The sequence below is a fragment of the Flavobacterium sp. HJSW_4 genome (genome assembly GCF_042436695.1).
In the GTDB taxonomy this organism is placed as follows: Bacteria; Bacteroidota; Bacteroidia; order Flavobacteriales; family Flavobacteriaceae; genus Flavobacterium.
The window spans coordinates 1-15,753 of the sequence record NZ_JBHNPP010000020.1 but is presented as its reverse complement, the minus strand read 5'-3'; the positions used below and the strand labels follow the sequence as shown (position 1 = coordinate 15,753).

The following is a 15,753-nucleotide window of genomic DNA, read 5'->3' as shown; positions in this document are numbered from 1 at the left end:
TTTTGATCAAAAATACCAAAAAGCTCTACTATGGATTTGTTTATAAACATATTCTTCATCAAAAGATTCAATAAAATAGTCGGCCGTTTCGAGTCCAAAGCCTTCAATATTTTCCTCCAGAAATTCTTTATTCGCTGCTATATACTCTTTTGTTGGTTGAAGACCCAATGGATAAAAAATCATTTCACCGTCAAATCCACACCAAGTGTCAAAATCCACCATTTTAGCTTCCAAAATTAAATGAAGATCTATTACATCTTTATTTTTGCTAGCAAAGTAACTAAACATTAAAAGATCTTCGCACATACAATAAAACGCTCCAAGTTCATCATCTCTTCTGTAAGCGATAGCAGTTTTTAATAGATATCTTGATAGTTCGGCATTTTTGTAATTTTTCACATAACCAACAAATTCATCTCTTTCAGGTTGGTCACTGTCAATTAATAACTTCTCAAAATTTGTTTGGTCGATTGTTTTTTTATTATTGAATTCTGAAATTAGTTCTTCTAGAAATGGTGTGCGAAATACTTCAGGAATTGAAAATTTCTTTTTTAAAGCGCTGTTGACTTCAATTATAGATTCATTCATTACATAAAACCATTCGTTTCCGCTATCAATTTTCGTTTTTTGTTCTTTTACAAAAGCGGTAATATCTTGGATTGATTTTATGTACTCGTTATTAAACTTTTGTAACGCCTCATTTTTAATTCCGATTTGAACAGCTCTACGTTTTAGTTTTTCTCCTTTGACATTGTGATCAGGATCCCACTGAATCCTTACATCGCTATTGCTTAGATTATCTCGCCATGTTGATTCATCTCCGTATGATTTGTCGTAACTTGTCAAAACACCATTAGTTAGAAGTTCTTCGAAACCTTCAAAAGTCATTTCAATAGCCAAAATACGACTTTGATTGCTATCTTTTTTTGCCCAATCACTTCTGTACATCATCCACAAAAAGTTCGGTTTTATCCAAGTCATTCTATCGAAGCTGTAATCAGGTCCTCCGAATTTTTGATTTTTTATCGCATAATCTGCAATGCTATCATTGAATGCCTGATATACAAAAATATTGGCACCATTTTTTTGTCCTAGTATAAAATTTCCTTCTTGCGGAAGTCCTTTCTCATATCTGTGATGTTGAATTGTCTTTAGGTTCATTTTTATTACGGTTATTATAAATGCATATCAAGTTCCTTAAAAGCTTTAATTTCTGAATAATTTATGGGCACGGATTGCAAATCTGAGCTATCGGGACGAGATATTTTATCTTTCATGAGCGTCCCGCTCAGGCCAGCGTGGTGTCGATTGCCATATTTACAAAATAAATTGGCCTTCTAAAACTGTTACTGCTTCGCCAAAAATACAAACTCTGTCTTGCAATAACTCTGTACTCATAATTCCTTTCCTTAATGAAGATTGGAAAGCATTCATTTTTGTCTTGTTCAATTTTATTGCCCAATACTTTGTCAAGAATGTTTGAACGCCTCCTGTTACAGGGTCTTCATTAGTTCCTGCCCAAGGCCAAAAATATCTATAATGAAAATCAAACCTATCACTGTCTGAAATAGATGTTACTAAAACACCGTTTATTCCTGTGTATGAATTTATTAATGCTGAGAAATCAGGTTTCAAATTTGCTAAATCAGAAGCACTTTTTATTTCAAGCAAAATTATCTTATTATTTGGGCTGTATCTCTTATCCACAATTTCAGAAATCCCAAGTGCGTCTAACATTTGTTTTGGTACCTCAATTTCTTCAGTGTCATAAACAGGAAATTGCATTTTTATTTTAGTATCTACTTTTTCAATAAGTAGTTCAACGTTGTTACAGTTGACAAATTTTATTTTGTCAACTGAAGTTGTGTCGAAAATAATTTTTGATGAAGCTAATGTAGCATGTCCACACAAAGGAATTTCAATCTTTGGAGTAAAAAATCTTATGCTATAAGTATTGTCTGTGATTTGTTTTACAAATGCAGTTTCAGAAAAACCAATTTCTGTTGCAATTTTTTGCATCGTCTCAACTTCTAAATCTGTATCAGGGAGGCAAACTGCTGCAGGATTTCCTTTAAATTTTTCTTTTGTGAAAGAGTCAACGTAGTATGTTTTCATTTTTTGAAACTTTTATGAGTTTAGAGCTGTGTCAAAATAGCATATGACGTTCTGGGCTTGCCGAGGAAAACCCTACTAGCTCAAAACGCCTGTTGGCAGTAGTTTTTAGTTTGGATACTAATTATTCTAAAAAACAGATTCATTTATATTTTCATTGATTGATTCATAGTTATTTGAATTTTCACTTAGAACTATTCTTGCAGTAATGAAGTTCAGTATATTCAGATGACACATGATTTTATTGTTTTTAATTAAAAACTGATACGAATTGTATCGTTTTATGTCTTTCCAATTAAAACCGTCTATTTCAATAGATGTAGGCCTATCTATAATTAGTTTTCCAGATATTATTTCTTCAATAGCATTTCTGATAGCAATAGAAGTAGGATCATTAAGATATTTTTCTTTAAAATGATAATAACCTAATTCATACGTTATTTTTAATAATTCTGGAATTAAGTAAATTAAAGCTTTATCATCATTTTCTTGGTTTATTATGATATTTATGTAGTTAAGTTTAGGATGTGGAATAGATGTTGTGTTTTTTCTTAAATCTTCAATAGTAAATGGGGGTTGATTGCTTTTGGCTATTTTTTTGTTAATGGTTTTTAACATTCCTTCCATATTATCTGAATCACACACTATTTGTAGTGATTTTTCAGTCTCAATAGTAGTTTTTTGTATTATTTCAAATTTCGAATACTTTCCAGATTTTTCAAATATTAACTTACCTTTTATGCCTTCAAAAGCAGAATTTGAGAGTGAATTAAAAGGATTAATTATACCATTTTTTCCTTTGATTTTTAAAAGAAACCTTACGATTTTAATGTATTCATTATTCGTTAACTCGCTGTCAATTATAGCCCCCATTTTACTGTTGCATAATTTACAACAATCATAAATTTTTAAATTACCACCTATAGCTTCAGGAAATATATGTTCTTCATTGAACTCATTGATTTCTTTTTCTTTAAAGCAAATAATACACTTCTTCATTTTTTAGTGAACGATATTTTAACGTAGGTTATTTTTTTGTTTTGGTTGATTACTGCCAACGTTCTGGCACTACCGCGGGTTTGGGACTAAATTAAGCTCATTCTTCGGATTTGCCAAATCATCCCAAGTACAAAATTATGCTTTCCATTAAGTCTAAAACCCTATCTCGCCAAACGGCTGTTATCTGCAGTCTCTTTAGTTCTTAGTAAACTTTGAGCTCAAATTTCCAATTTTGTATATATAGATTCCCTGTGGTAACTTCTCAACATTGAGAGAAATTATGTTTTCAGAATTATTAAAACTTTTAGTAGTAATCATTTTTCCATTTGTGTCATAAACTTCTATATTATTGGCTCCATTATCTGGATTTTCAATATTCAAAATGTTATTTGTCGGAATTGGATATGCAGAAAGTTTATTTTTTGATTTAATTTCTTTTAGTGCCAATGATGAACTATTAAGATTGTAAATCTCAGTTGAGTTTGTAGATGTATTATAGAGTCTTAATTTGTTTTTATTACTAGTGTTATCATGATAAACGTAAAAATCAAATTCATCTGTAAAAGCATAACTATCTCCAAAATCTTTTACAATTATCCCATCTTCATTAAAAATGACAATTCTGTAAGAATTATTGTCGCCGAAAGCAACAACAATTTCTAATAGGTCATCTGTATTGAAAATATTTTTTGAAAGAAAATTACAGTCTGAATATGAGCGTATTGTCATTGAGTTGTATCCTGATGGAATTGTTGGGGTAAATTGTTTTTTTAGAGTGTGGTCAGAATTGTAAATCTTAATAGGTTTAACTGGTGAGTTCCAACAAACGGTATAATAAAAAGTTTCTGATGCATTGGAATAAGATTGAATTTCTTCGTTTGCATAGTTTTTCTCAAGAGTAATTTGACCGAAAGTGAAGTTTGTAGCAATAATTGCAATAAAAAGTAATAATTTTTTCATAATGATTTTAATTTTGTCTATTTACTTTACTTTTAAATTAATGAGATAAAAGGAAAAGATTGTTAATTGGGGTTTATATTTGTTAATTTTGATTCACTGAATATCTGTTTATTGGTAAGATTGGAGATAACTTGTATATACTCGCTACAAAGTAGCGACAATACATCCGAAAACAGGTGAATTGTCGCTATTTAATAATTTGCAAGTAAATATAAGAAGTTTTACTACAAATCAAAATCCATTCAATTCCCCAAAACAAAAAAAGCCATCCCAATTAAGGAACAGCTTTTTTCAAAAAATAGTTGTGTGTTATTCGGGATTAAACCCAGTTTAGCATTTGAATTAGTTTATTTTAACCAAATGTTTTTCAATAGCTTCTCTTTGAGACTCATATTGAGCTGGAAGTTTCAAGTTTTGACCTAATTCTTCTAAGCTTTCATCTACAGTAAATCCAGGATTATCTGTTGCAATTTCAAACAAAACTCCTCCTGGTTCTCTGAAATATAGAGAGTGGAAATACTGTCTGTCAATTTGCGGTGTAATTTGCAATCCGTATTCTTCGATTTTTTCTCTGAATTTCATTAAGATTTCATCGTTCTGTACACGGAAAGCTACGTGGTGAACAGTTCCGTTAGCATTTAAACCTCTTTTTTCTTCAGGTAATTCTACTAAGTCAACAATTGCAGCATTTTCTACAGCGTCTGTTGCATAACGGTAACGGTTTACATCCTGATCGATCAATTTGTAACCAAAAATATCAGTTAAGATTGCGGCAGTTGCTTTAATGCTGTTTAAAGTCAAAGTAATGTTATGAAAACCTTTTGTAGCTACATCAGCTTTCACTTCGTCAGTTTCCCAAGCTTTTCTGTTATCGTCTGTTTTAGATTCGATTAACTCTAGTTTTAATCCGTCTGGATCTAAAAAAGTCAAATATTTTTCACCAAATTTTTCAGATGGTTTATTGTAAATTACATTGTACTGCTCGAAACGTTTTTGCCAGAAATCTAAGCTTCCTTTTGGAACAGAATAACCAATTTCAGTTGCCATTCCAGAACCTTTTCTTCCTTGCTGAATTCCAGCTCCCCAAGGGAAGAAAGTCAAAATAGTTCCTGCGCTTCCTACTTCATCACCAAAGTAAAAGTGGTAAGTTCCTGGATCATCAAAGTTCACTGTTTTTTTGATGAATCTTAATCCTAAAACTTTTGAATAAAAGTCAAAATTGCGTTTAGCGTCTCCTGCAATTGCAGTAATATGGTGTAAGCCTAAAATTTTATTTTCCATGGTATTTGTTATTTTAAATTGTTGTTTGATTTTTCTTTTACAAATTTACGGCGGTTATGCTTCTGCATCGATTAACCTAGATTAAGAAATAAAAACGCGCTGTTTTTTGAAAACATCTTACACTAACCAAATAACATTCCGATTTGAAAAAGGCTTTGAGAACAAGGCTTTTGAAGAAAAACTAAATTTCAGGTGATACGATATATCGTAATTTTATGATTTTAAAATGGCATATTTAGACAATCTATACTTGTTTACTAAATGTGAATCCTTATTTTTACGCTGTCACCGCCAAAATACCACAACAACTACCGTTTATGCAAAAGCCTACAGATAAAACTGCGATCACAATAAACCGATTGCAGGAAAGAGAAAAAGAACAAATGCTCATTATGTCTATCTGTACGGCACTTTCTAAGGTTTTAAACAAAAAGGAATTAGGCACTTTCATCAACGGAATATTAAAAGATAACTTCCAATTTGATGATTTTATTCTAGCTTCTTCTAATGAAAGCAAAGAAGAATATTTCATCTTTCATTCAATAGATATAAATTCAAATTCAAGAAATTATGCTATAAACGATGGCTTTTTTGATGAATGTATTAATTCTGCCGATATTGTTTCTTTTGATTTATCAAATTCAAAGAACCCAGATTACATTCAGAATATTTATAAAAAAGGTTTTAAAAATGCATTCGGAATTAGTCTTCCTTATATAAAAGGAAATCGAAATGTGCTTTTTCTTTTCTTCAAAAATGCCAAAACTTTCAGCAGAGAATCGAATCGTATTTTGAGAGGAATTACGATGCAGCTCTCTATTGCGCTTAGAAATATTATGTTGACAGAACAAAATGAAAGTATCCTTGCCGAATTGGAATTATTGAAGAGGAATATTTCAGGAAAAAAGAAAGAAAAAAACAGTCACAAGAATGAAGGTTTTCATGGAATTATAGGATCAAGCGCTGCTATGAAAGAAGTTTACGAATTGATTTCGCAAGTGGCAACTTCAAATTCGACTGTTTTAATTTTAGGCGAAACAGGAACAGGCAAAGAACTAGTGGCAAGTGCCATTCATGATTTATCTGAGGTTTCAAATCAAAAAATGATTAAGGTCAATTGTGCTTCGATTCCTGAAAATTTGATCGAAAGCGAATTATTCGGACATGAGAAAGGTGCTTTTACAGGAGCGACAGAACAAAGAATCGGTAAGTTTGAACAAGCCGAAAATAGTACCATTTTTTTAGATGAAATAGGAGAGCTGCCTTTAGAATTACAAGGGAAATTGCTTCGTGTTTTGCAAGAAAAAGAAATTGAAAGAGTTGGCGGAAACAAAAGCATAAAAGTGAATGCTAGAGTGATAGCTGCAACCAATAAAATACTTGAAAAAGAAGTTTATGGCGAGCGCTTTAGAAACGATTTATATTTCCGATTGAATGTTTACCCCATCAAGCTTCCTACTTTGCGCGACCGTAAAGAAGATATTCCTGTTTTGGGACATTTTTTCTTAGAAAAACATGCTGCAAAAATGGGCAGAAATGTAAAACGTTTTTCTAAAAAAGTCCTCAACAGCATGATGGCTAATGCATGGCCAGGAAATGTACGCGAACTAGAAAATATGGTAGAAAGAAGCATTTTGTTTGCGAAAGACGAAAAGATCAAAGAAATGATTTTTCCTGAAGTTGTAATTGCTAGTTCAGACGCTTTAGTAAATGATTTTTATACCAAAACCCTTCAAGAAGTAGAGAAGGAGCACATTCTAAAAGTCATAAAAAAGTGCAACGGACGAATTTCTGGCCCCCAAGGCGCGGCGGTTTTACTCGGTTTGCCTTCTACAACATTGACTTCTAGAATGCGTAAACTAGGAATTAAAAAAGAACATTTTTTAGATTGATGTTTTTTGAAAACGTGAAACTTTGACAAAGTTCTCGCAAAGAATTATTAAATTTAAACACATAGAAACATAGTTTTGGCTTGTGTGAAAAGGCGTTTCACTTGCAATATTTCACATAGAGCTATGTGTTAGAAACTAGTTTCTTTTTGTAGCCTTTTCAAGATTAAAAAAATCTATGTTTCTATGTGTTTTAAAAAAAATCAACTTTGTCAAACTTTCAAACTTTGACAAAGTACAGCAGAAACTTGAAACTTGAAACGAAGTCTTTAAACCAACTTTATAAAAATAGATTTTCGAAGTTTAGGCTCAAGATTCTTGGTTTTATGTCCTTTTCCCGTAGTATCTTCTACCAGTAAAATTGAACCAGTTGGAAATGTTCTTTTTTCTCCTAATGAAGTTTCGATTTCTACTACTCCTTCCAGCAAAACAATGTATTGGCGATCGGGAGCGTTATGAAAATCGTAATCGTACGAAGGACTAACTTCTCTAAAAACGATCGATTTAACAGGTTCATCATCCGATAAAAATCCAATATCGCCATTGTTTTTCAACGGAACTTCAAAATCTTCAAAATGACTTTCTCCGTTGGCATCACTGTAAACACGAGTAATCGCAATCATTATTTTTTATTGAAAATTAAGGCGTTGGCACAATCTACTTCATCTTGACTGATGGTATGCCCCATATTTGGGTAGATTTTTTTAGTAACATCAGCACCCATTTTTTCCATAAGCGTTTCAGTTTCATTGACTCTTTCAACAGGAACGTGAAAATCTGGATCGCTTGTTCCGATAAAAACTGGTGTATTTTCGAAGTTTCCTGAATAATGATCTTCATAAACTTTATCACCAATTAATCCGCCTGTAAAGGCTACGACTCCGCCATATTTTGCTGCATTTCTGGTAGTGAATTCCAAAGCAAGGCAAGCACCTTGAGAGAATCCTAAGAAATAGATGTTTTCTTTTTCGATTCCGTTTTGCTGAATCGCTACAACAACTTGATGGATCGCATCTAATGATTTTGAAAAAGAAGGTTCATTTTCGTTTAAAGGAGCTAAAAACGAATACGGATACCAAGTTCTGTTTTCTGCCTGAGGCGCAACCAATGCAAAATCATCAACTTTAAGATGTTTAGCAATTGAAAGAATATCATGAGCGCTAGCACCTCGTCCGTGAATCATGACCAAGGCTTTTTTAGCTTCGTTTAAAGGAATACCGTCTGTTAAAATATCTGTATTCATGTTGTTTTGGTTTTAAATTAGTAGCACAATTTTGACAATATTCTTTTTAAAGAATTACTTCTTCCAAATATCTTCGTATTCGTCTGGATGTCTTTTAAATTGTGCGTGAACATAAGGACAAAGCGGTAAAACTTTCAAGTTATTGGCACGAACGTAAGAAACCATTTCTTCTAAAAGTTTCTTAGCATAACCTTTTCCTTCTGCTTCAGGCTCAACTCCTGTATGGTAAACTGTTAATAAATCGGGTTTGATGCTTACCGTCATTTCACCTTGTTTTTTATCGTCTACATAAAGGTTGAAAGCACCGTGTTTTTTTTCGTCTAATTCTAGTTTTATTGTTTCCATATTTTTTTATTTTATGGTTTGTTTTATATAAGCAAAGTTAGCGAAGCCTGGACTTAAGACAACTTAATGTAGATTAATTATATCCTTGTTTTATACCTAATTTTTTCATTTTTGAATACAAAGTCTGCGGTTGCAATTTCAAAAGTTCGGCGGCTCCGCCAGCACCAGAAACTTTACCATTACAGATTTGAAGCGCATTCATAATATGTTCTTTTTCCATTTCTTCCATCGATTTTAGTTTACCCGTTCCGATTTCTAAGGAGACAGTAGGAGTAATGGAAGGTAGGTCAAATTTTTCAATTTCGTTTGTTTTGGTGAGAAGCACATTTCTTTCTATCAAATGTTCTAATTCACGCACATTTCCTGGCCAATTGTAATTTTTTAATTGTTCTAATGCTGTTGCACTTATTCTGTTTACATTTCTTTTAGAACTTGCGGCGTATTTTTTTAGAAAATAATTAGCCAATACTTCAATATCTTCTTTGCGCTCTCTTAAAGAAGGCAATTCTATAGGAAATACATTTAATCTATAATATAAATCCAATCTAAAGCGTCCTTCTGCAACTTCTTTTTCCAACGATTTGTTTGTAGCGGCTACAATACGAACATTAATTTTAATGGTTTTATTGCTTCCAAGACGCTGAATTTCCTTTTCCTGAAGAACACGTAATAATTTTACTTGAGAATCGAGCGGTAACTCGCCAATTTCATCCAAAAAAATAGTTCCATTATTGGCTTGCTCAAATTTACCGATTCTTAATGCATTAGCTCCTGTAAAAGCTCCTTTTTCATGTCCGAAAAGTTCAGATTCTATTAGAGAGTGTGGTAAAGCTGCACAGTTTACAACCACAATCGGATTTAATTTGTTTGATGAAAGTTCGTGTATGGCGTTTGCTGCTCTTTCTTTTCCTGTTCCGCTTTCGCCCAAAATCAAAACAGAAGTTTCGGCAGGTGCTACAATTTTTATTTTTTCAATCGCTTCTTTTAAAAGAGAACTTTGACCAATGATCCCTTCAATTTCTTGATTTTTAGGATCAATTTGATTTACTGCCAAATCTTCTTTTTCTTGATTAAATCGATATCTGGCAATATCAAGCATTACAGTAAGATCTTTTTCTCTAAAAGGTTTTACCGTAAAGCCATACGGATGCGTAGCTTTTACAGCTTCAAGTGTACTTTGGTTGGTATTTGCCGAAATATACAGAAAAGGCAGATTCATTTCGCGTAGTTCCCAAGCCAAATCAATTCCAGTTAGATTGCCTTTTAAAATGATATCTAACAAAATCCAATCAGGTTTTTTTTCCTCGATTAGTTTTCTTGCCTGAACCACAGAGGCAGCAATACCAACAACTTGATACCCCACTTTTTGCAGTATGATTTTTAAATCATTTGCAACTATAAATTCATCTTCAACAATTAGTAGTTTCTCCTTCATTACATTATTTGTATAATCTCAAGAATAGCCAAGAATTTGGAGCTTTTTGGAAATTTCTTTTGGATGGATTTTGGCACTCTTTTTTGAAGAAAAGAGCGCTAAAATCAATTTTTAAAGATACTATATTATCAGAAATCTGCAATCTGAAAATTGGCGTTTTGCTTAGTTATTTCGGTGGTATAAGTAGCAAATAATCATTGCTGCTCCTGGCAGAATTAAAGTTCCTAATCCGAAAAACTTTCCTGCAATTGCTCCTAGAAAACATCCAACAAGAAATCCGATTAAGGTAACAAGCTGTTTTTTAAAACTTAAAAATACTTCTGCATCTTTAAGTCCGTTTTTTAATAGGTTTCCTAAATCAAGAGAAGCTTGAGTTACATTCCCAGTCATCATAGTTGTTGGGCCGTGCGTTTCTTTCGCGTAAAGCTTTCCAAAAGCATTCTGAAGTCCCATTGCAAAAACTGTTGCCATCGCAACGGTGTACATTGTCCATTCTTCGAAGTTTTGCAAATAGCCAAAAACATACGATGCAATTCCGCATAAAAGCAAAATTAGGCCTTCCCAAAATAAAATAGTGTAACGATTGGTTGCTTTAAGCGCGATTCTTCCTCCTGTAATTACGGCAATAATAAAAATAGGGAAAGTAAGCAGTTTTACCCAAGCATGAAGGTCTGAACCTTTTACAATCTGATAGGCAAAAACGATAAAGTTACCCGTTACGTGCGCCGAAAATATCGAATCGGCAGCGACAAAAGTTACGGTATCGCAATACCCTGCTATAATGGTTAAAAGCAGGGTTACGTACCAAATATTTTTTTGTTGAATTTCCATAATTTGTTTTTATTTCAAATGTGCGCGAAGCATCCACGCCATTTTTTCATGATTTTCTACAAGACCTGTGATAAAATCGCTCGTTCCAGCGTCTTGCCATTCACTAGCAATAGGGTTAATATTTTCTCTAAGATAAATAATAATGCTTTCGTGATCAAGAAGCAATTCTTTCATAAAACCATTGCTATCATTACTTTCTTTTAATTCTTCTGTAAGATGCGTCAATGCTAAAAAGTCTTTTAAAGTTGCTGGCGTATAGTGTCCTAAAGATCTGATTCTTTCTGCAACTGTATCTACAATTTCGTCAATTGCATCGTATTGCTGCTCGAAAAAGATATGTTTGTTGTAAAAATCTGGACCTTCAACGTTCCAGTGTGCTCTTTTTGTTTTGGTATAAAGTACGAATTCGTCTGCAAGAACTTTAGTTAATACATCAACAACTTTTGAGATGTTTTCTTGTTTAATTCCGATGTTTGTTTTCATTTTTAAATTAGGTTTGATGAATAATATTTTATGTTAATTATGAATTAATTTAAACACATAGAAACATAGATTTTCTTTACTTAAAAAAAGGAAAAAGAAAGAAACTAGTTTCTAACACATAGCTTTGTGCAAAGATTTTTTTTGTGTTTAAATTAATTATTTAATAATGCTAGTAGATAATTATCTAGTGAATAAGTTCCTGCACCAAGCGCGAGAAGCAATAACAATGACAGCGTGTACATGTACGGAACGTCGCGAACTTCAAGCGAATCATTTTTATGAACTACGAAATAGCCAATTGCAGTTACGCCAATTGTAGGTAGTACCGCAAGACGTGTTCCGAGTCCGAAAATGATAAAAAATGGAATTATGGTATCTGAAAATGTTGCAACTAAACCGTTTAGTTTTTCGGGTAAATGCAACGGATTCGGAACGTGTTCTTTTTCTCCATTTTGAACTCTAAATTTTTTCATTCCGTGTACTCTGAAAAGTTCAATTGCAAGCAACACTCTAAATGCTAAAAGCGCAGCGTTATTAAATGAATTCCCTAAATCGGAATGCAATATTTGTTTTATAATTTCGATCATTTCTTTAAAATTTAGAAAGCAAAGCAAGAACAGCCTAAAGCGCCCCAGAATGCATTGTAATTGTTTACCGGAACATTGCTCATTCTCGCAGCATCGTGATTGTGCAAGTGAACATCGCAACTTCCGCTACAGCTGTGAATCTGCGAAGTAAGTTTTGGTTTTGCATCTGCTTTTGCATTTTTTTCAATCGCACTTTGCAAACCGCTTCTTACTGGATATCCGTTGTAAATATTCGTTGGCGACCAATCTGGCAAAATCGGAATATGAGGCGGTGAGAACGAAGAAAAATCTCCATTAGCATACACAATTTTTCCGTCTACAATTGTCAAATCGGCTTCGATTTTTTTGATGTCTTCGTCGTCAATTGTGAAATAATCGCGATCTAAAACCACTAAATCAGCAAACATTCCAACTTTAATATCTCCTTTTTTAGTTTGTTCTTGCGAAAACCAAGCGCTTCCTCTGGTGTACAATTCCAAAGCCGTTTGTCTGTTCAATCTCGTTTCGTTGTACAATTGTAATCCTCCAACTGTTTTCCCAACCGTCATCCAATACATTGAAACCCACGGATTGTAACTGCTCACACGTGTAGCGTCTGAACCCGCACCAACAGGAACTTCCATTTCAATCATCTTTTTGATTGGCGGAGTGTTTTCTGCTGCTTTTGCTCCATAACGATCTGTGAAATATTCACCTTGATACGCCATTCTGCTTTGAACTGCGATTCCGCCTCCAAGAGCTTTTACACGTTCGATGTTTCTTTCGTCAATCGTTTCAGCGTGATCAAAAATCCAAGGAAGTCCGTTGAAAGGAACGTCTTGATTGATTTTTTCGAAAACATTCAAAAATCTGGTAATACTTTCGTTGTAAGTTGCATGTAATCTAAATGGCCAACGATTTTCTACCAATAGACGAACTACTTTTTCTAATTCAGCTTCCATGTTTTCAGGAAGATCTGGTCTTGGCTGAAGGAAATCTTCAAAATCGGCTGCAGAGAAAACCAACATTTCGCCAGCTCCATTATGGCGGTACATATCGTCGCCCTGATATAATTTTACTGTATCAATCCAGTCGTTAAAATCTTCAAATTCGTGTTTTGGTTTTTGAGTGAAAAGATTGTACGCGATTCTTACGGTCAATTGTTTCTTTTCGTTCAATTCATTAACCACTTTATAATCGTCTGGAAAATTCTGAAATCCACCACCAGCATCAATCACACTTGTGATTCCGAAACGGTTCAATTCTTTCATAAAATGGCGAGTAGAATTGATTTGATGCTCATAAGAAAGCGTTGGACCTTTAGCTAAAGTCGAATACAAAATCATGGCATTTGGAGTCGCTATAATAAGTCCGGTTGGTTCTCCGTTAGAATCGCGTTCGATTTGTCCTCCCGGAGGCGCAGGCGTATTTTTATTGTAACCAACCGCTCTCAAAGCTGCTCTGTTCATAATTGCTCTGTCGTACAAATGCAAAATAAAAACAGGAGTATCTGGTGCAATCGCATTGATTTCTTCTAAAGTGGGCATTCTGCGTTCAGCAAACTGAAACTCTGACCAACCGCCCACAACACGAACCCATTGCGGATTTGGAGTGCGATCTACTTGTTCTTTTAACATTCGAAGTGCATCTGCCAAAGAAGGAACGCCGTCCCAACGTAATTCTAAATTATAGTTTAACCCTCCACGGATTAAGTGAATGTGAGAATCGTTGATTCCAGGAACGACTCTTTTATTCTGAAGATCAATTATTTTGGTTTCCTCAGAAGCAAAAGACATGATGTCACTATCATTTCCAACTGCAATAAATTTTCCGTCTTTAATGGCAACTGCTGTAACGTTTGGAGTTTCGGCATTGAAACTATGAATTTTACCGTTGAATAAAATTAAATCTGCTTTCATAATTCAATTTATTTAGCGTTCAACTTTGTAATTGCTTCTTTGATTCCTTCTCCAGCAACTGTATAAAAAGCAGGACCTGCCAATAAAATTACTTTGTTTAAAGGTTTGTAGTTTGCTAATTTTTTATCTTTCAAATAAGCCTGAGTTCTGTAAGCTTCAAAAGAACCTAAAACCACATTTTCTGCCACAAGAGCTGTTGGAGAATCGATTCCGGCATCTTTAATATCACTTGCAAAAGAGAAGTTAGAAACGCCCAAACGTAAAGCCTCACGCATGGCAGTGCTTCCGACACTTTTCATTAAATCTGGTGTAAATTTATTGCGATCTCCCAATCCGATTAATAATAATTGTTTGGCAGCTAAAGTTCCTTTTGCTGGCGTTATCAATAAAGTTTCAAGTGAATGACCAGTAAATTTTCCGCTTTTGCGTAATTCTGTAATGATTCCTTTTAAAGCATCGTCTAAATGCACCATTCCGTTTAAGTTTGCTGGAAGGGCAGGAGGGTTGAAGATATCACCTTCTGTATATTCAAAAACGCAGGCAACTTGTAAGTCAGCTTCTGCTGCAGATGGTCCCTGAACCAATCCGTTTACTGCAATTCCGTCTACTTTCCCCCAAGTTACCGTAGAACCGATTGAAGCTGTTTGAGCAAAAGCGTTGTTACTAAGAGCGCCTGCAAATGTTATAATTAAAAGAAATAGATGCGAAAATCTGAATCTGTATGTTGAAGTGTTTGTTTTCATTGTTAAGGGTTTAGTGAAATTTTTTTTAAACACATAGAGACATAGATTTTTTTACTTAAAAAAGAAAAAAGAAAGAAAGCGATGTCTCTATGTGTTTTAAATTATATTAATTGTTTGTTTAAAATTTGAATCCAAGTCTGGCGTTAAAGAAAACCCCATCTTTTGAGTTCGGAATAATGTCATTGATAAAAGCACCTGTTTTGAAATACTGAATACCGCTGACAACCGAAATATATTTGTTTACACTATAAGTAAAATTGGCGAGATAGGCAGTTCCAATATATCTTTCGTCAGAATCGCTTCCGCGAAGGTTTAGGATTCCGCTTGGTCTATAAACTCCGTCTTCTGTTGAGAATCTCCAGTTCAAAACCACATCGACCTGCATCTTTAGCTGTGGCAATAAATCCATCGTTGCGTAAGGATGAATATCGATAAGGTTTACTGGCCCAACTTGCGGACTAAAACCAAAATATCCTCCTTTTGGATACAGCGGATTAAATGTCTGAAGATTTCCGTTGCCTTGATTTTTATCTCCCGAGATATAATCGTTTCTAAGATTGATGGTTGGTTTAAATTTTACATTTTCAAACATATACCCAAGATCAACAGATCCTGTCCAGGCATTGATATTTCCAGAACCAAAAGTTCCAAATTGATATGCTGCTTCAAGGTTGTAAATAAAACCGCCGCCGTATTTCCATAATCTAGAACCTATTGTGTGCCTTCTTTCAGGAGCAATTCCTTCTTCAAAAATAGATTGGTCTCTTCTGAACCCGAGATAATACAGATCGAGATTTCCTGCTTTTGGGAAAATTATTTTAGAATACGCTCCCCAAAGATTAAGCTGTTTGGACATTTTATTATCGAAAACTCCTGTGTGAACCGTGTCAGCCATCATGGCAAAGGCATCAATTGATACTCTTTCAGAAGAATACATTATTTTTCCA

Annotated in this window: 16 protein-coding genes; 1 reads left to right on the top strand and 15 read right to left on the bottom strand. The window is 33.9% G+C overall.

Features of this window, described 5'->3' with window-relative positions; translation table 11 throughout:
• Positions 1–6 precede the first annotated feature (6 nt).
• The 5 genes from ACE01P_RS17350 to ACE01P_RS17330 all read right to left on the bottom strand — a co-directional run bounded on the left by ACE01P_RS17350 (position 7) and on the right by ACE01P_RS17330 (position 5,352).
• A complete protein-coding gene (locus ACE01P_RS17350) occupies positions 7–1,161 on the bottom strand; it encodes a DUF4291 domain-containing protein (RefSeq protein ID WP_379700145.1) in 1,155 nt (384 codons plus the stop codon).
• 156 nt (positions 1,162–1,317) lie between these two features.
• Positions 1,318–2,115 carry a PhzF family phenazine biosynthesis protein gene (locus tag ACE01P_RS17345; protein ID WP_379700144.1) on the bottom strand — a complete coding sequence of 266 codons (798 nt, stop codon included), beginning with the start codon at positions 2,113–2,115 and terminating at the stop codon, positions 1,318–1,320.
• 126 nt (positions 2,116–2,241) lie between these two features.
• Positions 2,242–3,111, bottom strand: coding sequence for an HNH endonuclease (locus tag ACE01P_RS17340; protein ID WP_379700143.1), 870 nt, complete (start codon positions 3,109–3,111; stop codon positions 2,242–2,244).
• Between the two features lie 195 nt (positions 3,112–3,306).
• Positions 3,307–4,071, bottom strand: coding sequence for a T9SS type A sorting domain-containing protein (locus ACE01P_RS17335; RefSeq protein ID WP_379700142.1), 765 nt, complete (start codon positions 4,069–4,071; stop codon positions 3,307–3,309).
• A 342-nt stretch (positions 4,072–4,413) separates the two neighbouring features.
• Positions 4,414–5,352: a ring-cleaving dioxygenase gene (locus ACE01P_RS17330; protein WP_379700141.1), complete on the bottom strand. Its 939-nt coding sequence runs from the start codon at positions 5,350–5,352 to the stop codon at positions 4,414–4,416.
• 317 nt (positions 5,353–5,669) lie between these two features.
• Between ACE01P_RS17330 and ACE01P_RS17325 the strand changes: the two genes are divergently transcribed.
• Positions 5,670–7,244 (top strand): sigma-54 interaction domain-containing protein, encoded by a 1,575-nt coding sequence (locus tag ACE01P_RS17325; RefSeq protein WP_379700140.1) that lies wholly within the window; start codon positions 5,670–5,672, stop codon positions 7,242–7,244.
• A gap of 266 nt (positions 7,245–7,510) precedes the next feature.
• Here ACE01P_RS17325 and ACE01P_RS17320 read toward each other — a convergent pair whose 3' ends face one another.
• The 10 genes from ACE01P_RS17320 to ACE01P_RS17275 form a co-directional block, all read right to left on the bottom strand.
• On the bottom strand, positions 7,511–7,864 hold the full coding sequence (locus ACE01P_RS17320) for a hypothetical protein (protein ID WP_379700139.1): 354 nt from the start codon (positions 7,862–7,864) through the stop codon (positions 7,511–7,513).
• On the bottom strand, positions 7,864–8,484 hold the full coding sequence (locus ACE01P_RS17315; protein ID WP_379700138.1) for an alpha/beta hydrolase: 621 nt from the start codon (positions 8,482–8,484) through the stop codon (positions 7,864–7,866). Before ACE01P_RS17315 ends, ACE01P_RS17320 begins: the two co-directional genes overlap by 1 nt.
• A 54-nt stretch (positions 8,485–8,538) precedes the next feature.
• Complete coding sequence (locus ACE01P_RS17310) at positions 8,539–8,829, bottom strand: GNAT family N-acetyltransferase (RefSeq protein ID WP_379700137.1); 291 nt, start codon at positions 8,827–8,829, stop codon at positions 8,539–8,541.
• A 73-nt stretch (positions 8,830–8,902) separates the two neighbouring features.
• Positions 8,903–10,264: a sigma-54-dependent transcriptional regulator gene (locus ACE01P_RS17305; RefSeq protein WP_379700136.1), complete on the bottom strand. Its 1,362-nt coding sequence runs from the start codon at positions 10,262–10,264 to the stop codon at positions 8,903–8,905.
• Positions 10,265–10,426: 162 nt separating this feature from the next.
• The gene (locus tag ACE01P_RS17300; RefSeq protein WP_379700135.1) at positions 10,427–11,095 is read right to left on the bottom strand and encodes a YoaK family protein; all 669 of its coding nucleotides are present in this window, start codon (positions 11,093–11,095) and stop codon (positions 10,427–10,429) included.
• Between the two features lie 9 nt (positions 11,096–11,104).
• A complete protein-coding gene (locus ACE01P_RS17295; RefSeq protein ID WP_379700134.1) occupies positions 11,105–11,578 on the bottom strand; it encodes a Dps family protein in 474 nt (157 codons plus the stop codon).
• 152 nt (positions 11,579–11,730) lie between these two features.
• Positions 11,731–12,165, bottom strand: coding sequence for a DoxX family protein (locus tag ACE01P_RS17290; RefSeq protein WP_379700133.1), 435 nt, complete (start codon positions 12,163–12,165; stop codon positions 11,731–11,733).
• Between the two features lie 11 nt (positions 12,166–12,176).
• Positions 12,177–14,063, bottom strand: a complete 1,887-nt coding sequence (locus tag ACE01P_RS17285) for an amidohydrolase (protein WP_379700132.1) — start codon at positions 14,061–14,063, stop codon at positions 12,177–12,179.
• A gap of 8 nt (positions 14,064–14,071) precedes the next feature.
• On the bottom strand, positions 14,072–14,806 hold the full coding sequence (locus tag ACE01P_RS17280) for a M17 family peptidase N-terminal domain-containing protein (RefSeq protein WP_379700131.1): 735 nt from the start codon (positions 14,804–14,806) through the stop codon (positions 14,072–14,074).
• Positions 14,807–14,924: 118 nt separating this feature from the next.
• Positions 14,925–15,753: alginate export family protein (locus ACE01P_RS17275; protein WP_379700130.1), on the bottom strand; the 829-nt coding region annotated here is incomplete at its 5' end.

Excerpts from the sequence above, each read along its gene's own strand:
- ACE01P_RS17350 (WP_379700145.1), bottom strand. The coding sequence starts at position 1,161 with ATGAACCTAAAGACAATTCAACATCACAGATATGAGAAAGGACTTCCG.
- ACE01P_RS17345 (WP_379700144.1), bottom strand. The coding sequence starts at position 2,115 with ATGAAAACATACTACGTTGACTCTTTCACAAAAGAAAAATTTAAAGGA.
- ACE01P_RS17340 (WP_379700143.1), bottom strand. The coding sequence starts at position 3,111 with ATGAAGAAGTGTATTATTTGCTTTAAAGAAAAAGAAATCAATGAGTTC.
- ACE01P_RS17335 (WP_379700142.1), bottom strand. The coding sequence starts at position 4,071 with ATGAAAAAATTATTACTTTTTATTGCAATTATTGCTACAAACTTCACT.
- ACE01P_RS17330 (WP_379700141.1), bottom strand. The coding sequence starts at position 5,352 with ATGGAAAATAAAATTTTAGGCTTACACCATATTACTGCAATTGCAGGA.
- ACE01P_RS17325 (WP_379700140.1), top strand. The coding sequence starts at position 5,670 with ATGCAAAAGCCTACAGATAAAACTGCGATCACAATAAACCGATTGCAG.
- ACE01P_RS17320 (WP_379700139.1), bottom strand. The coding sequence starts at position 7,864 with ATGATTGCGATTACTCGTGTTTACAGTGATGCCAACGGAGAAAGTCAT.
- ACE01P_RS17315 (WP_379700138.1), bottom strand. The coding sequence starts at position 8,484 with ATGAATACAGATATTTTAACAGACGGTATTCCTTTAAACGAAGCTAAA.
- ACE01P_RS17310 (WP_379700137.1), bottom strand. The coding sequence starts at position 8,829 with ATGGAAACAATAAAACTAGAATTAGACGAAAAAAAACACGGTGCTTTC.
- ACE01P_RS17305 (WP_379700136.1), bottom strand. The coding sequence starts at position 10,264 with ATGAAGGAGAAACTACTAATTGTTGAAGATGAATTTATAGTTGCAAAT.
- ACE01P_RS17300 (WP_379700135.1), bottom strand. The coding sequence starts at position 11,095 with ATGGAAATTCAACAAAAAAATATTTGGTACGTAACCCTGCTTTTAACC.
- ACE01P_RS17295 (WP_379700134.1), bottom strand. The coding sequence starts at position 11,578 with ATGAAAACAAACATCGGAATTAAACAAGAAAACATCTCAAAAGTTGTT.
- ACE01P_RS17290 (WP_379700133.1), bottom strand. The coding sequence starts at position 12,165 with ATGATCGAAATTATAAAACAAATATTGCATTCCGATTTAGGGAATTCA.
- ACE01P_RS17285 (WP_379700132.1), bottom strand. The coding sequence starts at position 14,063 with ATGAAAGCAGATTTAATTTTATTCAACGGTAAAATTCATAGTTTCAAT.
- ACE01P_RS17280 (WP_379700131.1), bottom strand. The coding sequence starts at position 14,806 with ATGAAAACAAACACTTCAACATACAGATTCAGATTTTCGCATCTATTT.